At 70.4% G+C, this 21,397-nt stretch carries 14 protein-coding genes; 3 read left to right on the top strand and 11 right to left on the bottom strand.

Features of this window, described 5'->3' with window-relative positions; all coding sequences use genetic code 11:
- The first annotated feature begins 106 nt into the window (after positions 1 to 106).
- Positions 107 to 439 carry a hypothetical protein gene (locus AC6JBM_RS21020; RefSeq protein WP_497985271.1) on the top strand — a complete coding sequence of 111 codons (333 nt, stop codon included), beginning with the start codon at positions 107 to 109 and terminating at the stop codon, positions 437 to 439.
- Here AC6JBM_RS21020 and AC6JBM_RS21015 read toward each other — a convergent pair.
- On the bottom strand, positions 433 to 1,911 hold the full coding sequence (locus AC6JBM_RS21015) for an aminotransferase class I/II-fold pyridoxal phosphate-dependent enzyme (RefSeq protein ID WP_497985270.1): 1,479 nt from the start codon (positions 1,909 to 1,911) through the stop codon (positions 433 to 435). The genes AC6JBM_RS21020 and AC6JBM_RS21015 overlap by 7 nt on opposite strands.
- An 89-nt stretch (positions 1,912 to 2,000) precedes the next feature.
- On the opposite strand from AC6JBM_RS21015, the gene AC6JBM_RS21010 reads away from it, so the two are divergent.
- A complete protein-coding gene (locus AC6JBM_RS21010) occupies positions 2,001 to 2,195 on the top strand; it encodes an SDR family NAD(P)-dependent oxidoreductase (protein WP_497985269.1) in 195 nt (64 codons plus the stop codon).
- Positions 2,196 to 2,812: 617 nt separating this feature from the next.
- Here the strand turns inward: AC6JBM_RS21010 and AC6JBM_RS21005 are convergent.
- Complete coding sequence (locus tag AC6JBM_RS21005; protein ID WP_497985268.1) at positions 2,813 to 3,646, bottom strand: oxidoreductase; 834 nt, start codon at positions 3,644 to 3,646, stop codon at positions 2,813 to 2,815.
- A 198-nt stretch (positions 3,647 to 3,844) separates the two neighbouring features.
- Here AC6JBM_RS21005 and AC6JBM_RS21000 point away from each other — a divergent pair, with 198 nt between their 5' ends.
- On the top strand, positions 3,845 to 4,876 hold the full coding sequence (locus tag AC6JBM_RS21000; protein ID WP_497985267.1) for an AraC family transcriptional regulator: 1,032 nt from the start codon (positions 3,845 to 3,847) through the stop codon (positions 4,874 to 4,876).
- Between the two features lie 132 nt (positions 4,877 to 5,008).
- Here AC6JBM_RS21000 and AC6JBM_RS20995 read toward each other — a convergent pair whose 3' ends face one another.
- From AC6JBM_RS20995 to AC6JBM_RS20955, 9 genes are all read right to left on the bottom strand, one after another.
- Entirely contained in the window at positions 5,009 to 5,902 is an 894-nt protein-coding gene (locus AC6JBM_RS20995) for an IS5 family transposase (RefSeq protein WP_497985266.1), read from the bottom strand.
- A 438-nt stretch (positions 5,903 to 6,340) separates the two neighbouring features.
- Positions 6,341 to 11,281 (bottom strand): AAA family ATPase, encoded by a 4,941-nt coding sequence (locus AC6JBM_RS20990; RefSeq protein ID WP_497985265.1) that lies wholly within the window; start codon positions 11,279 to 11,281, stop codon positions 6,341 to 6,343.
- Positions 11,282 to 11,399: 118 nt separating this feature from the next.
- Positions 11,400 to 11,606, bottom strand: a complete 207-nt coding sequence (locus AC6JBM_RS20985) for an aromatic-ring hydroxylase C-terminal domain-containing protein (protein WP_497985264.1) — start codon at positions 11,604 to 11,606, stop codon at positions 11,400 to 11,402.
- A gap of 237 nt (positions 11,607 to 11,843) precedes the next feature.
- Complete coding sequence (locus AC6JBM_RS20980; protein WP_497985263.1) at positions 11,844 to 13,676, bottom strand: AMP-dependent synthetase/ligase; 1,833 nt, start codon at positions 13,674 to 13,676, stop codon at positions 11,844 to 11,846.
- A 419-nt stretch (positions 13,677 to 14,095) separates the two neighbouring features.
- Entirely contained in the window at positions 14,096 to 15,094 is a 999-nt protein-coding gene (locus AC6JBM_RS20975; RefSeq protein WP_497985262.1) for a C-terminal binding protein, read from the bottom strand.
- Entirely contained in the window at positions 15,081 to 16,853 is a 1,773-nt protein-coding gene (locus AC6JBM_RS20970) for an IlvD/Edd family dehydratase (RefSeq protein ID WP_497985261.1), read from the bottom strand. Before AC6JBM_RS20970 ends, AC6JBM_RS20975 begins: the two co-directional genes overlap by 14 nt.
- Positions 16,840 to 18,231, bottom strand: coding sequence for a glucose-6-phosphate dehydrogenase (locus AC6JBM_RS20965; RefSeq protein WP_497985260.1), 1,392 nt, complete (start codon positions 18,229 to 18,231; stop codon positions 16,840 to 16,842). Before AC6JBM_RS20965 ends, AC6JBM_RS20970 begins: the two co-directional genes overlap by 14 nt.
- Positions 18,228 to 20,060, bottom strand: coding sequence for a glycoside hydrolase family 15 protein (locus AC6JBM_RS20960; protein ID WP_497985259.1), 1,833 nt, complete (start codon positions 20,058 to 20,060; stop codon positions 18,228 to 18,230). Before AC6JBM_RS20960 ends, AC6JBM_RS20965 begins: the two co-directional genes overlap by 4 nt.
- 28 nt (positions 20,061 to 20,088) lie before the next feature.
- Positions 20,089 to 21,138, bottom strand: coding sequence for an NAD(P)-dependent alcohol dehydrogenase (locus AC6JBM_RS20955; protein WP_497985258.1), 1,050 nt, complete (start codon positions 21,136 to 21,138; stop codon positions 20,089 to 20,091).
- Positions 21,139 to 21,397: the final 259 nt, after the last annotated feature.

Below are 21,397 nucleotides of genomic sequence, written 5' to 3'. Positions count from 1 at the left end.
GCGAGCGTGGTCCTCAGCCGGGCCAGGAGCCGGCCGGCCGGGTCGGCTTCCCGGATTCGTTCTATGCCACGGACAAGGCGTCCCCGGCCGACGAAGGAGCGGTCAAGTGACCAGGCCCGAACCGGTGCAGATCTCCGAGGCCCAGCTCCGGTCGATGACCCGCGACCTCGACGAGCCGCACGCGTCCACATTCCCCGAGTTCCGGCGGCACATCGCGGATATCACATCGTCCCGCTGGGCGGTGCTGTTCGGTTTCGGTGGGGTGGCCGCGCTCAGGGTGATGGCCGCGTGCGGTGACAGCTCGGACAAGGACACCGCAGCGGTCCCGTCGGCGGGGATGTCCTCGACCGCCGGGGCAGCGCGACGCGGGTGCCGATCCGCCATCGGCACCGCGTCGCCCTCCCGGGCTGCGGATGCAGCCGCCTTCGTTGGTCAGTGAGCCGCGACGGTCCGGATCGTGTCGAGACTCGCGTCGGCCGCATCGGGTATGACCATCCCGGCGGCGAGGCCGGTACGCAGATAGTCCACGATGCCGGCGGTGATCCGCTCGCCCGGGATCAGCGCGGGAATACCGGGTGGGTACGGGGTGAGCTGCTCCGCGCATAGCCGTCCCGCGGCTTGCGCGGCTGGGACGTGCTCAGCGGGGGCGAAGAACGCGTCGCGGGGCAGCATGACCGGCTCGGGCGCGAAGTCGCTCGGCGGCGGCAGCGTGACCGGCTTGGCCGGGGGCAGTCCCGGCGCGGCCGTCACCAGCCGTGTGAGGGCGTCGACGAGCCGGTCGGCGCTCGCCTCGTCGTCGGCCGTGGACAGGGTCGCCTCGATCCGGCGGTGGTCGCTCAGGCCCAGGTCGATGCGGCAGTGCTCGCGGATCCAGTCGGCGGCCTGGTAGCCGCTGATGCCGAGCTCGCTGACGTCCATGAGCACGTGCATCGGGTCGAGGTCGTGGCTGGCCTCCTCGGCGAGGAGTTCGTCGTGGAGTACCCGTACGCCGTGGAGGGCGTCGAGGCGCTGGCGGACGGTGCGGGTTACGGCGAGGGCGCTGGACAGCAGCCGGTGGCCGTGTTCGACCATCTGGCGGCGCCAGGCGTCGATCCCGGCGTACACGATGACGTTCGGGCTGGTGGTCATGAGCAGGTCGGCGCAGGCCGAGAGGTGCTTGGCGTCGACGAGGTCGCCCTGGCTGTGGAAGACCGAGCCTTGTTCGAACCCGGCCCCCATCTTGTGCACGCTAACGACGCAGATGTCGGCGCCGGCGTCCATGGCCCAGGTCGGCAGGCCGTCATGGAAGGGCAGGTGTGCGCCCCACGCCTCGTCGACGATGAGCGGCTTGGCGCGGCGATGGCAGATCTCGGCCAGCGCGGCGAGGTCGGCGCAGGTGCCGTACGGCGTCGGGCTCACCACGAGCGCGCCGGCGGCGTCGGGGTGCCGTTGCCAGGCCTGTTCGAGCTGCTCCGGGGACGGCGGGTGGGCCAGGTGCAGCTGGGTGTCGTAGCGCACGGGGATCCAGCGCGGCTCGACGCCGGCGAAGATGAGCCCGGCCACGATCGACTTGTGCGCGTCGCGGCTGAGCAGCAGCTGTCCCCGGCCGCCGGCGACGGCGAGCATGGCCGCCTTCACCGACAGGGAGCTGCCGGCGGTGGCGAAGAACGCCTGGCGCGCCCCGACGGCGTCGGCCATCAGCGCCTCGGCCTTGGACAGGTAGCCGTTCGACGAGGACCGGTCGTCCAGGCCGGCCGAGGCCAGTATGTCGGCGCGGTAGGTGTCGGCGCCGAGGATCGCCCGGGCCCGCGGGTCGGCGCCGCGGCCCTGGCGGTGTCCGGGCGGGGTGAAGCCGTAGCGGCCGAGGCGGTGGTATTCCGCCAGCGCCTCGAGCAGCGGGGCCTGGCGGTGGTCCATCCGATACTGTCGCACGGGCCTGGCCTACCACGGTTCGGGACCGTCCAAACGGGGGCGCCGCGCCCGGATTGTTTTCGGGTGAGACGCCGGGTGTCCGGCGGCGCATGACGGACGTGACACAACGACCGCTCATGGTGGTCACCGGGGCCAGCAGCGGCATCGGTCACGGGTTGGCGAGGCAGTTCGCGCAGCACGACTTCGATCTGCTCATCGCGGCCGAGGACGACAGCATCGAGCAGGCGACCCAGGAACTGCGCCGTGACGCACGCCCCAGGTGCAGGCCGTCCAGGCTCTCATAGGTGATCGGGGCGCGGTGGCCGAGGCGAGAGTGATCGCTGATTGTGTTGTTGCGGTGCAGGCAGCGGAACGCGGTGAGCCGGGCGTCGTGCTTGTCGGTGAACGCTCGGCGGCCTTGCAGGGTTCGCGTTTGAGGCTGGCGCTGAACGACTCGGCGGCGGCGTTGTTAAGCGGGTTGCCTGAAGTTATGTCCGTAACTCGCCCGGATTGATCACGTCCCAACGAGACGGCCTCGTCGGGGTTTGGATTCGGTAACCACACAGACAGTACGGCGACACCAACGCCAGCAACCAGCAATGGACGATTCCGGGCGCTGGCTGACTGTTGCGCCCGTGCCAGCGGTGGCGCCTGGCCGAATCGGGCGGTGGCTGGTGCGGTCCATCAACCGCAACTGCGGCAGGGCCCCAGTAGGCAGAACGCCGCCACTACCGACGGCGGTGCCGTCGGGTAGTACACCCACTTGGGCCCATGCGGGCCGGCAGTGGTGGCTTGCACGGGCCGGTTAGCGCGTGCGGACGGCGCTCGTCCACCACGCTGGGCGGGCGCCGTTCGGCAGTTCGAGCGTTACGAAGTTCCCCGTGCATCGTGTGTCGCCAGCTTTGTGCCGTCGCGGTCCGCCTCAGGAGGATGGCACGCCGGTTGCTCGGCTGATGAGAGTGTCGAAGGTGCGGTTGGGCAGTGCGCCGTGCAGGAAGATCATGGGCTTGGCTCCGAAGCCGACGGCGTAGCGGGTCCTGGGGCGCCGAACGGTTACCGCCTTCGTGATGGTCTTGGCGATCAGTTCTGGCGGGGATGAGCGGCGCTCGGTGGACTCGGAGGTCAGCGACCGGGCCACGGCATTGCCCTGCGAGGCGTAGGGGCCGCTGCTGGAGACGGCGCGGACCTTGTCCGCGGCGATGGTGGGCCACTCGGTCCTGATGCCGCCGGGCTCGATCACGACGACGTCGATGCCGAACGGCTTGACCTCCATGCGCAGGCAGTCGCTGAGGGCTTCCAGGGCGAACTTGGTGGCGTGGTACCAGGCGCCGAGCGGAGTGTAGATCTTGCCGCCCATCGAGGTGACGTTGACGATGGTGCCGGAACGCTGCTGCCGCATGTGCGGCAGGACGAGCTGGGTCAGCCGTGCGGCGCCGAACACGTTGACCTCGAACTGGTACCGAGCCTCGTCCATCGGGACGTCCTCAAGCGCGCCGTAGGAGCCGAAGCCGGCGTTGTTGACCAGAACGTCCATGCGGCCCTCGGCGGCGATGATCTTCTGTACTCCGGCCTGCATCGACTCGTCGTCGGTGACGTCCATCGCCAGCGGCCGTATGCCCCGCTCGGTGACGTGTTGCATGCGCTGGACCCGCCGGGCCGCGGCGTAGACGATGTAGCCCGCCGCGCGAAGGCTCATTGCGGTGGCCTCGCCGATACCCGACGAGGCGCCGGTGACGAGCGCAACTTTCGTAACCATGGTCGTGAAGTCCTTTCGAGTCGGAGCCGGTCTCCGGCATCCCGCGGAGCTCGACCGTCGCTGCCAACGCTAGGTGCCGAGCCGGGTACTTGTACTAGCGAAACGCGCCGACCCACTTGCATCTGACGCCACCCCGGCGTCGTGGTTTTGGCGGGATCGGCCGGCAGCGTGGCGTGCGATGCAAGCACCGTGCGCGGCATGGCCGATAGGCTCACCCTCGTGAGTGGCGAGCGATTCACGCTGGACCCGAACATCAAGGCGTTGCTGCACGACCTTCGGGTCTCACCGGCCCGAGTCCTGCGCCGGGCCTCACTACCCGGCGACCTGCTCGCTCGCGGCCCGGTGGCGCTGCTGCCGGAGGAGTATTTCCGGTTCTGGGAAGCGCTCGACGCCGAGGGCGGAGACCCGAACCTGCCGGTGCGCATAGGCCAGGCGATCTCGGTCGAGATGTTCAACCCACCGATCTTCGCCGCCCTGTGCAGCCCCGACCTCGACACCGCCGCCCAGCGCGTCGCCACGTACAAGCCCCTGATCGGCCCCATGCATCTCGCAGTCGACCAGAACGACAACGGGCTGACGATCAGCTACCGCTGGCCCGCGGGAATGCGCCCCCCATCGCTGTTGGCCATGGCCGAGCTTGTGTTCTGGGTCGCCCTCGCGCGGATCGCGACCCGCCACCACGTCCGGCCGGCCCGGGTCTGCGTCCCGCAGCTGCCCCCCGACCCCGACGCCGTCGGCGACTTCCTCGGCGCCCGCGTACGCCAGGGAGCTGCTCACGCCATCACCTTCTCTCCCGCGGACGCCACTCGCGCCTTCGTTACCGAGAACGAACAAATGTGGCGGTTCTTCGCCCCCGACCTCCGCAGACGCCTATCGGACCTGCAGGCCGCGTCCACCGTCGCCGATCGCGTTCGCGCAGCCCTGCACGAGACCCTCCCCGGCGGCGATCCCTCCATGACCGCGGTCAGCAGGCACCTGGCCGTCAGCTCCCGTACCCTCCAGCGCCAGCTGCGCCTGGAAGGCACTACCTTTCAGGCGCTTCTGGCCAGCACCCGCGAGGACCTCGCCCGCCACTACCTCGGCCACAGTGCCATGCGGAGCGCCGAGATCGCCTACCTGCTCGGATACGAGGACACCAACTCCTTCTACCGCGCCTTCCGAACCTGGACCGGGACGACCCCGGAAGCCCTTCGTGCCGCAGACGCAGAGGGCCAGCTGACGGCGCGGTGACCCGGCTGGGCCTACCCGCCCCCTCCGGGATCGTCCGGGGATGTTGGAATATCGGGAACCGGACCTGACCGGCCCGACGAAAGCCATGCACAGCGCGACGATCGGCGCTGAGGGTGCCGATCACGGTGGCACCTAGGTCGCGTTTCGTAAGGCCCTGAGCCATTGGTTGATGGCGGCGATGGTGAGGGTGGCTTCGAATCGGATGGCGAGTTTGTCGTAGCGGGTGGCCATGGCTCGATGGTGTTTGAGCTGGTTGATGCCGCACTCGACCGCATGGCGCAGGCGGTAGAGGGCTGGGTCGATCGTGATCGGGCGTCCGCCGCGGGAGCCTTTGGCCCGGCGGTGGGCGTCCTGGTCGGCCTTGCTGGGGATGCAGGCCCGGATCCCGCGCCGGCGCAGGTACGCCCGGTTGGCACGGGAGGTGTAGGCCCGGTCGGCCAGGACCAGGTCCGGTCGCTTGCGCGGATGTCCTGCACCGACGCGGGCTACCGCAATACGGCCCAGGACCACCGGCAGTTGCGGGCTGCCATTGCGATGACCCGCTGTCACGACAGCCGCGAGGACTTTGCGGCCTTGTTCGCAGACCAGATGGGTCTTCGTGCCCCACCCGCCGCGGGAACGGCCCAGCGCGCATGATCGGCCGGCTCCGCAACGAGCCCGCCGGGTGGTTCTTTTCTGAGCGTGACCGTTCCGGCGGGCGCCGGCGGCGTGTTGGTGCGCGCGACTGGTCGTGGAGTCCACGCTGACGGTCCAGCCGATGCGCCTTGCCGCGTCCGCCAACTGTTGCAGCCCGGCCAGGATTCGAGCCCACGTGCCGTCACGCTGCCACCGGCGAAACCACCGATACAACGTTTGCCATGGCGCGTACTCCGCGGGCACGTCACGCCACCGGATGCCATCGATGATCTGCCGCTTGCTCCACTTGGGCGGCCTGCCCCGGCACGGCTGCGCAGGCAGCCGCACCACAAGATGCTGCCACTGCGAGTCGCTGAGGTCATGCCGCCTCGCCGTCACTACGCTGGCCACGAGGTCTCCGGTATGAAGTTCTGCTTGGTCGCTGAACCATCTACCGGAGACCTCTTCAGTTATCGATCACCGCCACGCCCTAACCCAGCACCGGCAGGTCACTTACGAAACGCGGCCTAGACGCGCGTTGTCGGAACATCCCAGCCCTCCGGATCTCCGCCGTCCGTGCGCGGCCGATCGCCACGCGCTACGGTCGGTGACCGGCTGTCCTCGCAGGTCTATGAGCTTTACCCCTATTTGGTAACGGCGAGGGGCGCGCCGCTGACCGCGGCTGTCACCGGCTCAGCCGGCGACGGTCTACGAGTCCCACGCTCCAGCCTTAGGTGATCGGTGTAAACGAAGGAGCCGTTCCTGAGCCAGTTGCGCGGTGCGCAGCCGACGCCGCTGGGCATCGTCTCTCCACGAGTGTCCGGGACAGCTCGACGGCGGAGAACGGAGCTAGACGTTGCTGTTCGTGGCGGTGAGCGGGAGTTCTATGCGCAGGCTCGTTCCCGCCCCGCGGGGGCTGTGGAGCGAGATTCGGCCGCCGAGTGCCTCTACTCGGTCTTTGAGGCCGAACAGGCCCGTGCCGCGGGTGAAGTCGGCGCCGCCGACGCCGTCGTCGCGGACCGCGACGTGCAGGACGGCGTCGGCGGGGTCCGTTTCGACGGTGACCGTGACGGTCGAGGCGCGCGCGTGTTTGGCCGCGTTGGTGAGTGCCTCGGCGACGACGTAGTAGGCGCTGACCTCGACATGCTCGGACACCCGCCCTTCGGCGCGCAGGTCGAGATGGACCGGGATCGGGGAACGGCGGGCGAGCGCACGCAGCGCAGTGCGGAGGCCGCCATGGGTGAGGATCGCTGGATGGATGCCGCGGGCGGTCTCGCGTAGCTCGTTCAGCGCGTCGGTTGCGGTGGCGACGGCGTGGTTGAGCTGTGCGTCGAGCTCGTCGAGTTCGGGTGGCAGCGCCGCCTGCGCCGCGCGGAGCTGCAGCGCCAGGGAGACCAGTCGCTGCTGGGCGCCGTCGTGCAGGTCGCGCTCGATGCGTCGGCGGGTTTGGTCGGCGGTGGCGACGATCCGCGCGCGGGAGGTGGTGAGTTCGGTGTACAGCCGGGTGTTGTCGAGGGAGACGGCGAGTTGGCCGGCGATGAGTTTGACCGCGTCGAGTCGTTCGGTGGTGAAGGCGCCTCGGATGAGCCGGTTTTCCAGCAGCAGTACCGCCCGTAGCCTCCCGCGGCTGAGGACGGGCACGGCCAGGAGTGAGCAGCAGGTGAGGTCGGCGAAGTAGGGGTCGCGGGCGAAACGGTCGTCGCGGGTGGCGTCGGCCACGACCAGTGGCTCACCGATGCGCTGGACGTATCGCAGCACCGACATCGGCACCGCGTGTCCCGTGCCGCCGTCTGGAGTGGGCAGCAGCCAGTCGTGCCGCTCGTCGCTCCACAGCGGCAGGTGGACGTCGGTGGCGCCGGTCATGGCGCTGAGCACCTGAACCACGCGGGCGTGCAGCCGTTCGATGCTGGTCTCGGAACTCAGGGCCTGCGAGGCGGACAAGATGCCGAGCAGGTCGAGCGCTCCGGTGGTGACGGCGGCCCGTTGGTGCGGGACATCCCCGGCCCGGTTACCGCTCTGGTCAGCGCGCTGCGGGACGGTGGTGCCGGGTTGTGGACGCAGGGTCGGGTAGGCCCAGTCGAGTTGGTCGACTTTCGCGGTGGCGCCCCATGCGAGGTACTCCTGGCGCGCTTCGATGAGCAGGTCGTAGCCGGCGTGTTCGAGGCCGTGGGCGAGGTGGAACCGGGCCGCGCGTTCGGTGATCAGGGCCCGGTGCCATGGCCGCTGACGTTGGGCGGCCTCGCGCAGGGCGGCGTCGAAGGCGAGGGCGGCGGCGCGGAAGTCGCCGACGGCCCAGGCCCGTTCGGCCTCCAGCAGCCGCAGCAAATGCTGGAAGTTCTCCGGTGCGTCCGCGGCGCGGGCGGCCAGCCAGCGTGTCACCTCGTCCAGTTCGCACAGCGCAGCGCCGCGCTCGTCAGCGTGGCTGCCCCGGGCCTGCCCGGCAAGGGCCAGCCCGCGCAGCAGGTGGGCCAGGGCGGTCGGGTAGAGGCCCGGGGCGGTCGGCAGCAGCGGCATCGCCGCCGCGGTGTGCCGCGCCAGGGCGACCGGATCGTCGAAGATGGCGGCGGCGACCGCATGGTTGACATGCGCGTGGAACAGTGCGAACGCATCGTCGACGTGCCTGTCGGGCGCCGCCTCACCGGCTGCGGCTGCGGTTTCGCCGCGCAGCACATCGGCCAGCCACCGGTAGCTGTCGAGCCACTGGGCGGTTTGCTCGTCGCCGGTACGCCGCACGAAGGCCAGCCCCGCCTTCACCTCGGCGACGCAGACTTCCAGCGATGGCGCGCCGTCCAGCAGACCCATCACGGCCGGATAATAGGTGTAGCCGGCGCGGGTCAACTCGCCCGCCGCGATCAGCCCCTCCCGGGCCTGCCGAGCTGCTTGGACACTGTTTTCGATCGGCTCGAACCAGCAGCAGACAAGAGCGAACAGGAAGCGCGCCTGGGAGGTGTCGGGCTCGCAGCCGCGTGCCTCGCCCAGCGCCAGGATCCGGCGCAGCGCCCGGTGCCCGGCAGCAGCGTAGCCACCGCGCAGCACCACAATGTAGAAGGCGGCATGGCTGGCGGGGCCGACCAGGGTAGGACCCAGCCCGTGCTCGAGCCAGATCCGCAGCGCTTCCAGGCTCAGCCAGCTGAACGTGGCATAGTCAGCGGCGAAGTAGGCCGCCGGCAGGACCGCAGTGATCTGACGGGCCGTGGCGAGCAGCGTCGGGTCGGTGATCTCCGGGTGTGCCAGATCATCCGCGGCCTCGGTGTGGTCCAGCCACCCGGTCAGAAGCCGGTACAGAAGATCGAACTGATGGTCGACTTCGGCGGGGAGCCGGTCCGCCGCCGGTACGGTGATGCCAAGCCCGCGCAGCGACTCGACACCCAACCCGATCGCCTCCGCAAGACGATTCCGGTGGGCCAGGCTGAACACCTGCACGCACGTCGCGGCCGCACGGTCCACGGCATTGGTACACAGCCCCTCGATCGTGTGGTACTCCTCGTCCGCCTCGTCCAGGCGCCCAAGGCCGTACAGCGCGGCGTGGCGGCCGACGTGCACCTCGACAAGTGTGGCGGTCTCACCCGGGTCGATCAGCCGCAGCGCGGCCGCCAGCAGCGCGTCAACCAGCGCGTAGTCCCCGATCAACGCCGCCTGGCCGACGGCGCGCCGCAACAGCCCCACCACCCGACGCCGCTCCGCGGGTTCGTCGACCGCGTCGACCACCGCCAGGTACTGCTCCGCCGCGGCCGCGAACAACTCCGGCACCCCGGCCAGCCGCCGCGCCATCGCCAGCTGCAGGGTGCACCGCCGCTGGGGACCCACACCACGCAGAATCACCTCGCGGATCCGATCGTGGCGAAACCGTACCGCCTGGTGTATCCCGGACTCTGCCACCAGCAGGCCCTCGTCCAGGGCAGGCGCCAGCCGCCGTTCCACTACGCCCGCCCGCGCGCCGGTGGCGGTCTGCAGCACGCTCAACTCGGCTTGCCCGCCAAGACACGCCATCGCCTCCACCACCCGCCGCGACGGCGTCGGCAAGGCATCGACCCGCGCCCCAAGCAACCCGGCCACGTCGGACCGGCCAAGGTGAGCACGCACCTCCGCTGCGTCCCACTGCCACCCGGCCGCCGCCGTCAACACACCGTCGCGGCGCAGCGCGTTGAGCAGCTCCACCGTCTCGTACGGGTTGCCGGACGTGTGTGGGTTGATCACCTCGCCCAGGCCCGCCGCCTCGGCCTCGTCCACGTGCAGCATCTCCGCAACCATGGTGACGAGACCCGGGACGGGCAGGTTGGCCAGCCGCACGTGTCGCACGGGCTGGTCGCGCCACCGGGACAGCGGCGCCGCCAACGGATGCGCCGCGCTCACGTCCTCCTCGCGGTACGCACCCACCAGCAACAGGCCGCGAATTGGCTCCTTGCTCAGCACCAAGTCGACGAAACCCAGCGGCGTCCGGCCCGCCCACTGCAGGTCATCGACGAACACCACCAGAGGCCGCTCCGGCGAAGCGACCGCCCGTAGCACCTCCACCGGCACGCGTTGCGCCCGCGCCTGCGCGGTCAACGGATCCCCGGGATCGGGCGGCACCCCCAGCAACGCCGCGAACTCCGGCACCACCGCCGTCAGCAGACCCGCGTTCGGCCCAACCCCCTCCAAGATCCGCCCACGGACCTGGGCCAGCTCATCCTCCGGCTCGGCCAGCAACAACCGCCCCAACCCGCGAAACGCCAGATATACCGCGTTGAACTCCAGATCCCGCCGGTACTGGTCGAACTTGCCGGCGACGAACCAGCCATCCCGGCCCGTCACCACCGGCCGCAGCTCATCCACCAACGCCGTCTTACCGACCCCCGGCGCCCCGCTGACCAGCACCCCACGGCACCGGCCCGCCAGCGCATCTGCAAACGCCGCCTCCAGCGCCGCCACTTCCGCATCGCGTCCCACCAGCCGCGACGGCGGCAGCAGCCGCAGCGGCACATCGCGCTCGCCGACCCGCAGCCCAGCCGCCGCACGTGTTTGCGGGTCCCGCAACCGCTCCAGGTCGTAGACCACGCCTTCGGCCGTCTGATACCGGTTGTCCGGTTCCTTCTCCAGCAGATGCATGATGATCTCGGACAGCGGCGCGGGCACGACCGGGTTCACCTGCGCCGGCGGCACCGGCACCCGAGCCAAATGGTCATGCGTGAGCCGCAACGGATCGCCGGAGCCGAACGGCGGCGCACCCGTGGCCAGCTCGTACAGCGTCGCACCCAATGCGTACAGATCGGCCCGCTGATCCACCGACCGGCCGGTCCGTCCGGTCTGCTCCGGCGCCAAATACGCCAACGTCCCCACGATTTTGGTGTGATGCGTGAACTCGGGACGAAGCTCGGCCAGCGGCGTCGCCAACGCGAAATCCACCAGACACGGCGCGCCGTCACGGGAGATCACCACGTTCGCCGGCGTGATGTCCCGGTGCAGCACACCCCGCCGGTGCATCCCCGCCACCGCCCGGGCCAGCCCCACCGCCAGCCCGACCAGGTCGCCGACGGCCAGCGGCTTCGGCAACCCGGCCAGGCTCGCCTCACCGGCGTCCGCCAGCACGATCGACCCCGGGCGCCGCGGCGCCTCCACCAACTGCGCGACCCCTTCGACGCCGCGCAGCCGCTCGAGCATCGCCAACTCGTGTCGCACCCGCCGCTGGGCATCCGGTCCCAGCGGCTCCTTGCGGACGGCCGTGTGCCCATCGACACACAGCCGAGTGACGCGTGTGTGTTCACTCTCGTGCACCACGTCGCCCCGAACGAGCGAATCTCGCCGAGCCATTGTCCCAGCCGCCCCATTCGACAGCCCCGCACACCTGGTCGGAACCACCTTATGCCCTAGCTTTACCCTATTTGAGGGTAACGGCGAGGGCGCGCCGCTGACCGTGGCCGTCACCGGCTCAGGCCGGTTGGCCGAACCAGGTGCCCAGCGCACGCACCAACGTGGTGGCGTCGAGGTCCCGTCCGGTAGGCAAGGCCCAGGCCACACAGCCGTCGGGCTGGATTAGCAACTGGAGCAGCCCGGCGCCGGCCGGGCCATCGGCATGCCCAACACGAACTTCCCAACTCAGAGCCAGATCAACCCACCGCCAAACTACCTTGATCAACAGCTAACGAAAGACCGAGGCTAGTGGGAGGGGCTACGCCGGTCGTCCGGCAGCACTCCGCTCACGCACGGATGATGGAGCCGGCAGCGGGACACGCGGTTTCATGCGGCAGAGGTGTCCATCGAGACGGCGTCGTCAACGCCGATGCTGTGACCGGTTTTCGGTTTGGGGCGGGTTAGGACCAGCAGGACGAGCGCGGCCGTGAACAGCAGGGTGGCCGCGGCGTAGGTGATCGGGTCAGTGGCCGCGGTAGAGGGCGTCGATGTCGGCGGCGTACCGCTCGACCACGATGTTGCGTTTGATCTTGAGGGTGGGGGTGAGTTCTCCGTCGGCCTCGGTGAGTTCGCGAGGCAGGATCCGGAAGGTCTTGACCTGTTCCGCCTTCGACACTGCCCGGTTGGCGTGCCTGAGCGCGGGTTGGATCTCGCTGCGCAGCTGCGGGCTGTGTCGCAGCTCGGCGAGTGATGCCTCGGGCCGGCCGTGGGCGGAGCGCCAACGGGTCCACTCCTGTGGGTCGATGGTGACCAGGGCGGCCACGTACGGGCGGCCGTCGCCGACCAGCATGCACTGGCTGACCAGCGGGTGCGCCCGGACGGCATCCTCGATCGGCGCGGGGGTGACGTTCTTGCCCGCCGCGGTGACGAGGACCTCCTTCCTGCGGCCGGTGATCCGGAGGAACCCGTTCGGGTCGAGGCTGCCGAGGTCTCCGGTGCGCAGCCAGCCGTCGGCGGTGAATGTGGCGCGGGTGGCGTCCGGGTTGTTCCAGTAGCCCGGGAAGACCACGTCGCCGCGGGCCTGGATCTCCCCGTCGTCGGCGATGCGGATCTCCACCCCGGGCAGGGGGCGGCCGACGGTGCCGATGCGCTGCGCCGACGGTGTGTTCACCGTCAGCGCCGGGGAGGTTTCGGTCAGTCCGTAGCCCTCCAGGACGGTGATCCCCGCGCCGCGGAAGAAGTGCCCCAGCCGCTCACCGAGCGGCGCCCCGCCGACGATCGCTGTGCGACACCGTCCGCCGAGCGCCGCCCGGAGCTTGCGATACGCCACCACGTCGCACACGGCGTGGGCCAGCCGCAGCAGCGCGCTCGGGCCGCGTGAGGTGTCGAGGGCGTGGCTGTAGCGCACGGCCACCCGCTCGGCAGCGGTGAACAGCCGGCCGCGGCGGGCTTCGGCGGCTTGCTGCCGGGCCTGCGCGTGCATCTTCTCGAACACCCTGGGCACGGCAAGGATGAACGTCGGCCGGTGCCTGCCCAGCTGCTCCAGCACGCCGGCCATGTCGGCGCTGTGGACCATCGTTGCCCGCGCCTGCACCATCCCCACCTGGACCAGACGGGCGAACGCATGCGCGAGGGGCAGAAACAGCACCGTTGACGCCCCGGGGCGCAGCAGTTGCGGCAGTACCGCGAGCGCGCCGGCGGCGTCGCAGTGGATGTTGCGGTGCGTCAGCGTGCAGCCCTTCGGACGGCCGGTCGTGCCGCTGGTGTACACGATCGTGGCCACGTCGGCATCGGTCACCCGCTCGCGGCGCGTGTCGAGCTGTGCCTCCTCGAGGGTGCGGCCCCGTTCGGCCAGGCCGATCAGCTCTCCGGTGTCGATCTGCCAGGTCGTGCGCAGGGCCGGCAGGCGGCGCCGGAGGCCGGTGAGGGTCGTGGCGTGGTCATCGGTCTCCACGACGCATCCCACCGCGTCGGAGTCGGCCAGGATCGACTCGATCTGTTCGGGGCTGGAGGTGTCGTAGATCGGAACGGTCACCGCACCGATCGACCACAACGCGTAGTCCACGAGGGTCCACTCGTACCTCGTGCGGCTGATCAACGCAACCCGATCACCGTGCTCGACACCGGCGGCGACGAACCCACGGGCGACGGCGAGCACGTCATCGCGGAAGGCCGCACAGCTCACCGGCACTGCCGCGCCCCGCGCAGCGGGTGGTGCCGGCCAGGACCGGGGATCCGGATCGGGGCGCAGGAACTGCACCGCATCCGGGTCCTGACGGGCGTTGTCCCAGACGGCTTGCGCGAGTACGGGCACCTGCTCGCGGGTGACCACCGGCTCGACCGCCACGTACTGCACGCCGTACCTCCACTGTCGCCACGCCCGGCCCTGGTTCGGCTGTACGACCATGATGCCGCCGACAACGGCGTCGAACGGCGACGTTCCTCGCGAATGCCCAACTGGGGTGACACAGGCGAAGCGACGGTCACGGCTGCTCGCGTGACTGGGCATCGCGCCCACAGAGAGCGATGTCGGCGGAAGCGCGTCCGGCTACCGTGGTTGGCGTGTCTGGCGACGCCTTCCGGGCTGTACGTGACCGCGGGCCCCCAAGGTCGCCGCCGCCCATGACCCAGACGTTTCGGCCAATGGCGGCCGCTTCCATCTCGGCGTGTACGGTCGCAACATCACCGCTGGTGAAGACGATCGGCGCCGACGACCGCAGCGGGGGCAGTTCGCAGTGGGTGGGTCTTCATCGATGGACGCGGCGGCACCGTTCGTTACCGGTTGGCGGGTTGGTTCACGGGGGAGTGCGGTTGCCGGCCGGTGAGGACCCGGACGGCTTCGTGGGCTGCGACCGACCGTACGGTCTCGATGGATTGCTCGGAGTAGTAGGCGGCGTGCGGGGTGACGACGACGTTTGGCAGCGTGAGCAGCGCATTGTCCGGCCGCCAGTCGCGTTGCTTCGCCGGCTCCTCCTCCAGGTCGTCCAGGGCAGCGCCGGCGATGGTGCCGTGCTGGAGGGCGCTGGCGAGCGCCGCGTCCTCGATGATGGGTCCGCGGGCGGTGTTCACGAGAATCGCGGTCGGCTTCATGCGGGCGAGCGTCGTGGCGTCGAACAGGTGGCGGGTGTCCGGCGTCAGCGGTGCCTGGATGATCAGGTAGTCGGAGCCGGTGACGAGCTCGTCGAGGGTCACCGGATGCACGCCGTGGGCCCGGATGCGTTCGTCGTCGACGAACGGGTCGTGGCTGCGTAGCTCCACCCCGAACGGGCGGGCGCGGTCGGCGATGAGCTGGGCGATGGCGCCGAACCCGAGGATGCCGAACACGCGCCCGCGCAGCCGCCAGATCGGCTCACCGGTCTGCCATTGCCATTCCCCGATCCGGGTCGCGGTGTCGTACTCGCTGATCTTCCGGGCCGCGCACAGCCACAGTGCAATCGCGTGGTCGGCGACCTCCTCGGCGCACCAGTCGTTCGGCGCGTTCGTCACCTGGATGCCGTGTCGGGTCGCGGCGTCGACGTCGACGATGTCGACCCCGGTGCCGTAGCGGGCGATCACGCGGCACCGCGGGAGCCGGTCCATCGCCTTGGCGCCGATGTGGGCGTACTGCGTGAGGATGCCGTCGGCGTTCTGCCCGTGCTCGATCACCTCGTCCTCCGACTTGCACTGGTAGGCGTGCAGCGCGAACCCCGCCTCCTCGGCGATGGCCCGTTCGATGTCGACGTCACCGAAGTCGTAGTCGGCGATCATGATGGTTCCGCGGTCAGTGGGAGTCACGGGGGAGTCCCTTCGTGTGGACGACGTCCTGATACGTGACCGCCAGCTCCAGGCAGCTGCCGGTGTCCATCTGTCCCGTGTGCGCCCGGAACAGCTCCTGCCAGGGCGTCTGGTTGGTGAGCGGGGGCGGTTCGAGCGCGCGCCGGCGCTCGGCGATCTCTTCCTCGCTGAGCTCGACGTCGATGCGGTGCGCCCGCATGTCGAACCGGATGCGGTCCCCGGTGCGCAGGATCGCGAGGTTGCCGCCGACCGCGGCCTCCGGGCTTGCGTTCAGGATTGACGGGGCGTCGGCGGTGCCGCTCTGCCGGCCGTCGCCCATTGTCGGGACGGCCTCGATGCCGCGTAGGATCAGCGTGGCGGGTGGCTGCATGTTCACCACCTCGGCGGAGCCGGGAAACCCTATCGGCCCGGTGTTGCGGACGATCAGGACGCAGTCCTCGTCGATCTCGAGCGCGGGGTCGTCGATGCGCTTGTGGTAGTCCTCGGACCCGTCGAAGACGATGGCCCGCCACACGACCGGCCCCGCCTGGTAGCGGGCGAGGAGATCGTGCATCAGGACGGACATCTTCATCATGGCGGACCGGAAGAGGTTGCCGTGCAGGACCAGGAAGCCGCCGTGCAGCGCGAACGGCTTGTCGTAGTCGGCGATCACGCTCCGGTCCGCGCTCCCGGCGTCGCGCACATTGTCGGCGACGGTGCGGCCGCTGACGGTGATCGCGCCCGCGTGCAGCCGGCCGGCCTCAAGCAGCGCGTGCATCACGGCCGGCACGCCGCCGGCGCGGTGGAAGTCCTCGCCGAGGTACTCGCCGGAGGGCGCGCAGTTGGCGAGGATCGGCACGTCGCCGCCGACCTTCTCCCAGTCCGCGTCGGTCAGCTCCACGCCGACGTGCCTGGCGATGGCGATGAGGTGGATCGGGCAGTTGGTCGAGCCGGCGAGCGCGGCCGTGACGGTGATGGCGTTGTCGAACGCGTCCCTCGTCATGATGTCGCGCGGAGTGAGGCCCTCCCGCACCAGTTCGACCGCGCGCCGTCCGGTGTCGTAGGCGATCTGGCCCCGTTCGCGGTACGGCGCCGGTATCGCGGCGCAGCCCGGCAGCGACATCCCCAGCGCCTCGGCGATGCTGTTCATCGACAGGGCGGTGCCCATCGTGTTGCAGTGGCCGATGCTGGGCGCGGAGCGCGCGGCGCGGTCCATGAACTCGGCGTAGTCGATCACCCCGCGGGCGAGCAGCCGTTGCGACTGCCAGATGATGAGCCCCGACCCGGCCCGCTGGCCGTCGATGTAGCCGTTGAGCATTGGCCCGCCGGACAGCACGATCGCCGGCAGGTTGACCGTCGCGGCCGCCATCAGGCACGCCGGGGTGGTCTTGTCGCAGCCCGTGGTCAGCACGACGCCGTCCAGCGGATATCCGTACAGCACCTCGACGAGGCCGAGATAGGCGAGATTGCGATCGAGCGCCGCGGTGGGCCGCTTCCCCGTCTCCTGCAGCGGGTGCACGGGGAACTCCAGCGGAATGCCGCCCGCGTCGCGGATCCCGTCGCGGACCCGCCCGGCGAGCTCGATGTGGTGCCGGTTGCAGGGCACCAGGTCGTTGCCGGTCTGCGCGATGCCGACGACCGGCCGGCCGGACTGCAGCTCCTCCGGGGTCAGGCCGAAGTTCAGGTACCGCTCCAGGTACAGCGCCGTCATGTCCGGGCGCGCGGGGTTGCCCCACCATGCCTGGCTGCGCAGGCGCCCGTTGCCGTCAGCCGCCGTCATGAGGCGCCCTCCGATCGGACTGTCGCGGGCCCGGTCCGTCCGACCCGGCCGCGTACTCCTCCAGCGGCACCACGTCCTTGGCCCAGGCATCAAGCACCGGGGTGACGACACGCCAGGACTCCTCGGCCTCGTCGGCGCGGATCGACAACGTCGAGTTGCCGTTGAGGACGTCCAGCAGCAGCCGCGCATAGGGCGGCAGCGTGGCCGGTTCGAGGTGGGCGGCGAGTGTGAGCGGCACGAGCGCGTCGCCGCAGGCGCCGGTGCCTGTGAGATGCAGCCCGACAGTCTCGGGCTCCAGTCCGAACCGCAGCACGTTCGGCGGAGGCTCGACGCCGCCGAACGGCAGGTGCGGTACCGGCCGGAAGTGCACGGCGACCTCCCTTCGGTCGCGGCCCAGCGCCTTGCCTGTGCGCAGCCGGAAGACCGTTCCCGGCCACCGCCAGTTGTCGAGTTCCAGCCGCACCTCGGCGAACGTCTCGGTGCGATGCTGCGGGTCGACACCGTCCTCGTCGACGTACGCCGGGATCGTGCGGTCGCCGATCCGTCCGCCGGTGTAGCGCGCCCGGCGGCTGCGGTGCGCCGCATCCTCCAGGGTCAGCGGGCGGATGGAGCGCAGCACGTCAACCTTGCGATCGCGAAGGTCGCGGTCGCCGAGGCCGATCGGAGGCTCCATGGCGACGAGGCACAGCAGCTGCAGCAGGTGGTTTTGCAGCATGTCCTTCAGCGCCCCGACACCGTCGTAGTAGCTGGCCCGGCCCTCCAACGCCAGCGACTCGTCCCAGACGATGTCCACCGCCGCGATGTGCCTGCTGTTCCAGATCGGTTCCAGGACCCGGTTGGCGAGCCTGACACCGAGAAGGTTCTGCACGGTTGTCATGGCGAGGAAGTGGTCGACCCGGAAGATCGCCTGCTCCGGGTACAGCCCGGACAGCAACTGGTTGAGCTCGACCGCTCCGGCCAGGTCCTCACTGAACGGCTTCTCGAACACGACGGTGCTGCCCGGTGCCGTGCCGGCCCGGTGCAGCGCGGCGACCGCGGCGGGAAACAGCGACGGCGGCAGGGCGAGGTACGCGGCGACCGGGGCCCCGTCGCCGAGCACGGCGGCCAGGCTCGCCGGGTCGGTGACGTCCGCCCGGTGATACCCCGCCGCCGTGACCACCTCCCGCCGCGCGTCCGCCGGAAGGCCTGCCCCGTGGCGGTCGAGCTGGGCGGCCGCCCAGGCACGGAACTCGCCGTCGCTCCAGTCCTCACGGCCGGCGCCGACGAGCCGGAACCGGCCGTCGAGCCACCCGGCGGCCCGCAGGGACGCGAGCGCCGGCAGCAGGTACCGCGCGGTGAGATCGCCTGTTGCGCCGAGGATGACGAGTCGCTGGATCATGTCGCCGTCTCCGCTCCTGCTGCGGCCCGGGCCAGCGTGACACCGCTGGCGATGACACCGATGTGGCTGAACGCCTGGGGGAAGTTGCCGGTCAGCGCGCCGGTGGACGGATCGACCTGCTCGGACAGCAGACCGAGCGGGCTCGCCTTGGCGCACAGCGTGTCGTACAACTCTCGGGCCTCGTCGAGGCGTCCCTGACCGGCGAGGTTGTCGACCATCCAGAAGCTGCAGAGCAGGAACGCTCCCTCGTCGCCGGGGAGGCCGTCGGGTGACTCGTCGTGACGGTACCGGTGGAGCAGGCCGCCACCGGCGTCGAGGCGGTCGGCGATGGCTCTGGTGGTTGCCACCATGCGCGGGTGGTCCGCCGCCACCACGCGGCGCAGCGGCAACGCGAGCAGGCTGGCGTCCACGCCGCCGCCGTCGAGATGCTCGCCGAGTGTCTGGGCCTTCTCGTTCCACGCCTCGTCGAGGATGGCGCTGCGAATGCGGGTGGCCGTCGAGCGCCACCGCGGCGCAGGTCCGGGCAGGTCGAGCCGTTCCGCCATGGCCGCCGCCCGGTCGAGGGCGACGTGACACAGCGCGGCCGAGTAGGTGAACACCCGTCCTTCGCTGCGGATCTCCCAGATGCCCTGGTCGGGTTGCCGCCAGGCGTGTTCGGCGGTGTCGGCGAGTGTGGACAGTTCCGTCCAGAGGTCGGGGCCGATCCGGCCGCCGCTGCGGACCCACTGGTCGGCGCAGTCGAGCACCTCGCCGTACACGTCGTGCTGGCGCTGGTCGGCCGCGCCGTTGCCCCACCGCACTGGTGCCGAGTTGCGGTACCCGGCGAGGTCGGTGTCGATCCATTCGCCGGGCACCGGGCTACCGTCGAGGGTGTACATGATCCGCGGCGAGCGGCTCTGCTCGAAGGCGTCCAGGACCCAGCCGAGGAACGCGTCGGCCTCGTTGGCGAACCCGATGCGCCGCAACGCGAAGACGGCGAAGGCCGCATCGCGGATCCACGCGTACCGATAGTCCCAGTTGCGTGACCCGCCGACCGGCGCCGGCAGCGACGACGTCGGCGCGGCGGCCACCGAGCCGTTGACCCAGTGATCGCACAACTTCAGGGTGATCGCCGCTCGCCGTACCATCGGCTCCTGCGGCCCGGCGTATGCGAAGTTCGTCATCCACCGCTTCCACGCCGCGTCGGTCTCCCGCAGGTTCGCCTCCGCGTCGAGACGATGGTGGCGGTGGATGCGACCCCAGGACAGCATCAGGTCCAGGCGGTCGCCCTGGGCCAGGTCGTACGTGCTGTGCAAGCCGGTGAGCGGCAGGTTGGAGCGCAGATGCAGCCTGACGTTCGGGCGCGCGGATGCCTGGACCTCCAGGCCGTCGAAGGCGGCGCGGGCGCGTCCTCCACCCCGGGGCTCCATGCCCACCCGCAGCCGGACCTCCCCCGCCAGGACGACCACGGAGCGCACCAACTCGCCGCGGCCGGCGGGGCTGTCGTCGGTCAGGTCGGCGCCGGGACGCAACGTGAGTGCGTCGGTCAGGCGGACCACGCCGGTGGCGGTGCGCAGCTCGGTGACGAGTATCCCGGTGTCTTGCCCGTACCACTGCCGCGCCTCCAGCAGATCGTCCGGTGCCACGGTGAACTGCCCGCCCTTGGCGTGGTCGAGCAGGGCGCAGAACAGCGGCTCGTCGTCGAAGCCGGGCACGCACAGCCAGGGGATGCTGCCGTCGAGGCCGACCAGCGCCGCGGTCGCGCCGTCGCCGATCAGCCCGAGCTCCTCCAGCGGAAGGTATCCGTCCCGGCGCCGGATCGGGCGGAACGACGGTTCACGATCGAGCATGTCTCGCCCCCTTTCGGTGTGAGCTGCGTCAGAACGACACGAGTACCTTCACGACGTCGTCGAGTTTGCGGTCCGCGATGTCAAACGCGTGCTCCATCTCCTCGAAGGCGAAGGTGTGGCTGGTCATGTACGTGGGATCAACGCGTTTGGTCGCCAGTACCCGCAACAGCCGTTCCATGCGCAGCCGCCCGCCCGGGCACAGCCCGGTCGCGATGGTCTTGTCCGCCATGCCCACACCCCACTCGATGCGGGGGATGCGCACATAGTCGCCCTCGCCGAAGTACCCGATGTTCGAGATCGTCCCGCCCGGCTTCGTGACCTTCACCGCGGTCTGGAAGCTCACCTCGGCGCCGAGCGCCTCGATCGCCGTGTCGACGCCCTGCCCGCCGGTCAGCTCGAGAATCCGCTCGACAGGGTCCTCCGTTGCGAAGTCGACAATCTCGTCGGCGCCGTACCCGCGTGCGAGGCGCTGCCGACGCTGGACCGTCTCGACACCGACAATCAGCCCGGCGCCGCGTAACCGGGCCCCGGCGGTCGCCATGAGACCCACCGGTCCCTGCGCGAGGACGGCCACCGTCCCGCCAATCGGCACATTGCCGTTCTCCGCGCCCATGAAACCGGTCGAGAGCATGTCGGCGCAGTACACGGCCGCATCGTCCGAGACACCGTCCGGAATCTTCGCCATGTTGGCGTCGGCCTCGTTGACGTGGAAATACTCGGCGAACACGCCGTCTTTGGTGTTGGAGAACTTCCAGCCGCCCAGCGGCGCCCCCGACTGCGAAGCGTGCCCGCCCTGCGCTGCCGGATCTCCCCAGTCCGGGGTGATGGCACCGACAAGCACCCGGTCGCCGGGCCGGAAGCCTCGCACCTCACCGCCAACCTCGGCGACGACGCCGACCGCCTCGTGGCCCAGCGTCAGGTTCTCCCGCGGCCCGATCCCCCCGTGCACCGTGTGCGAGTCGGACGTGCAGATCAGCGCTTTGGTGGTCCGCACGACCGCGTCGCTCGGCCCAATCCGGGGCACCGGCTTGTCCAGGAAGCCGACCTCGCCGATCCGCCGCATCACGAAGGTTCGCATCGCAGCCCCCCGCAAGCCTCAACGTCAAGCACCGAGCCGCGGTACCCGCGGTCGCACCGCGCCTAACCTGTGGTGTCGGTCCGGATGCCTGCCAACCCGCGCTGTACAGGCCGCGGCTCAGGCATGACCCAGCGTGCTGCTGGCCGCGATGGGCCTGACGGTGAGGCCGCTCCACGCCGCAAACTGGTGCCCCATGCACCCTGACAAATTTGATTCCACATAATCGCCACCGTCATCGACCGGGTACTCCCGGCGCATC

The organism is Dactylosporangium thailandense, assembly GCF_059739745.1.
Note: the sequence above shows the minus strand (reverse complement) of the source record. Positions and strands in the feature narration are given on the sequence as shown.

Coding starts and splice junctions, on each gene's coding strand:
- AC6JBM_RS20955 (WP_497985258.1), bottom strand. CDS start 21,138: ATGCGAACCTTCGTGATGCGGCGGATCGGCGAGGTCGGCTTCCTGGAC.
- AC6JBM_RS20990 (WP_497985265.1), bottom strand. CDS start 11,281: ATGGCTCGGCGAGATTCGCTCGTTCGGGGCGACGTGGTGCACGAGAGT.
- AC6JBM_RS21000 (WP_497985267.1), top strand. CDS start 3,845: ATGGCCGATAGGCTCACCCTCGTGAGTGGCGAGCGATTCACGCTGGAC.
- AC6JBM_RS20970 (WP_497985261.1), bottom strand. CDS start 16,853: ATGACGGCGGCTGACGGCAACGGGCGCCTGCGCAGCCAGGCATGGTGG.
- AC6JBM_RS21005 (WP_497985268.1), bottom strand. CDS start 3,646: ATGGTTACGAAAGTTGCGCTCGTCACCGGCGCCTCGTCGGGTATCGGC.
- AC6JBM_RS21010 (WP_497985269.1), top strand. CDS start 2,001: ATGACGGACGTGACACAACGACCGCTCATGGTGGTCACCGGGGCCAGC.
- AC6JBM_RS20965 (WP_497985260.1), bottom strand. CDS start 18,231: ATGATCCAGCGACTCGTCATCCTCGGCGCAACAGGCGATCTCACCGCG.
- AC6JBM_RS20960 (WP_497985259.1), bottom strand. CDS start 20,060: ATGCTCGATCGTGAACCGTCGTTCCGCCCGATCCGGCGCCGGGACGGA.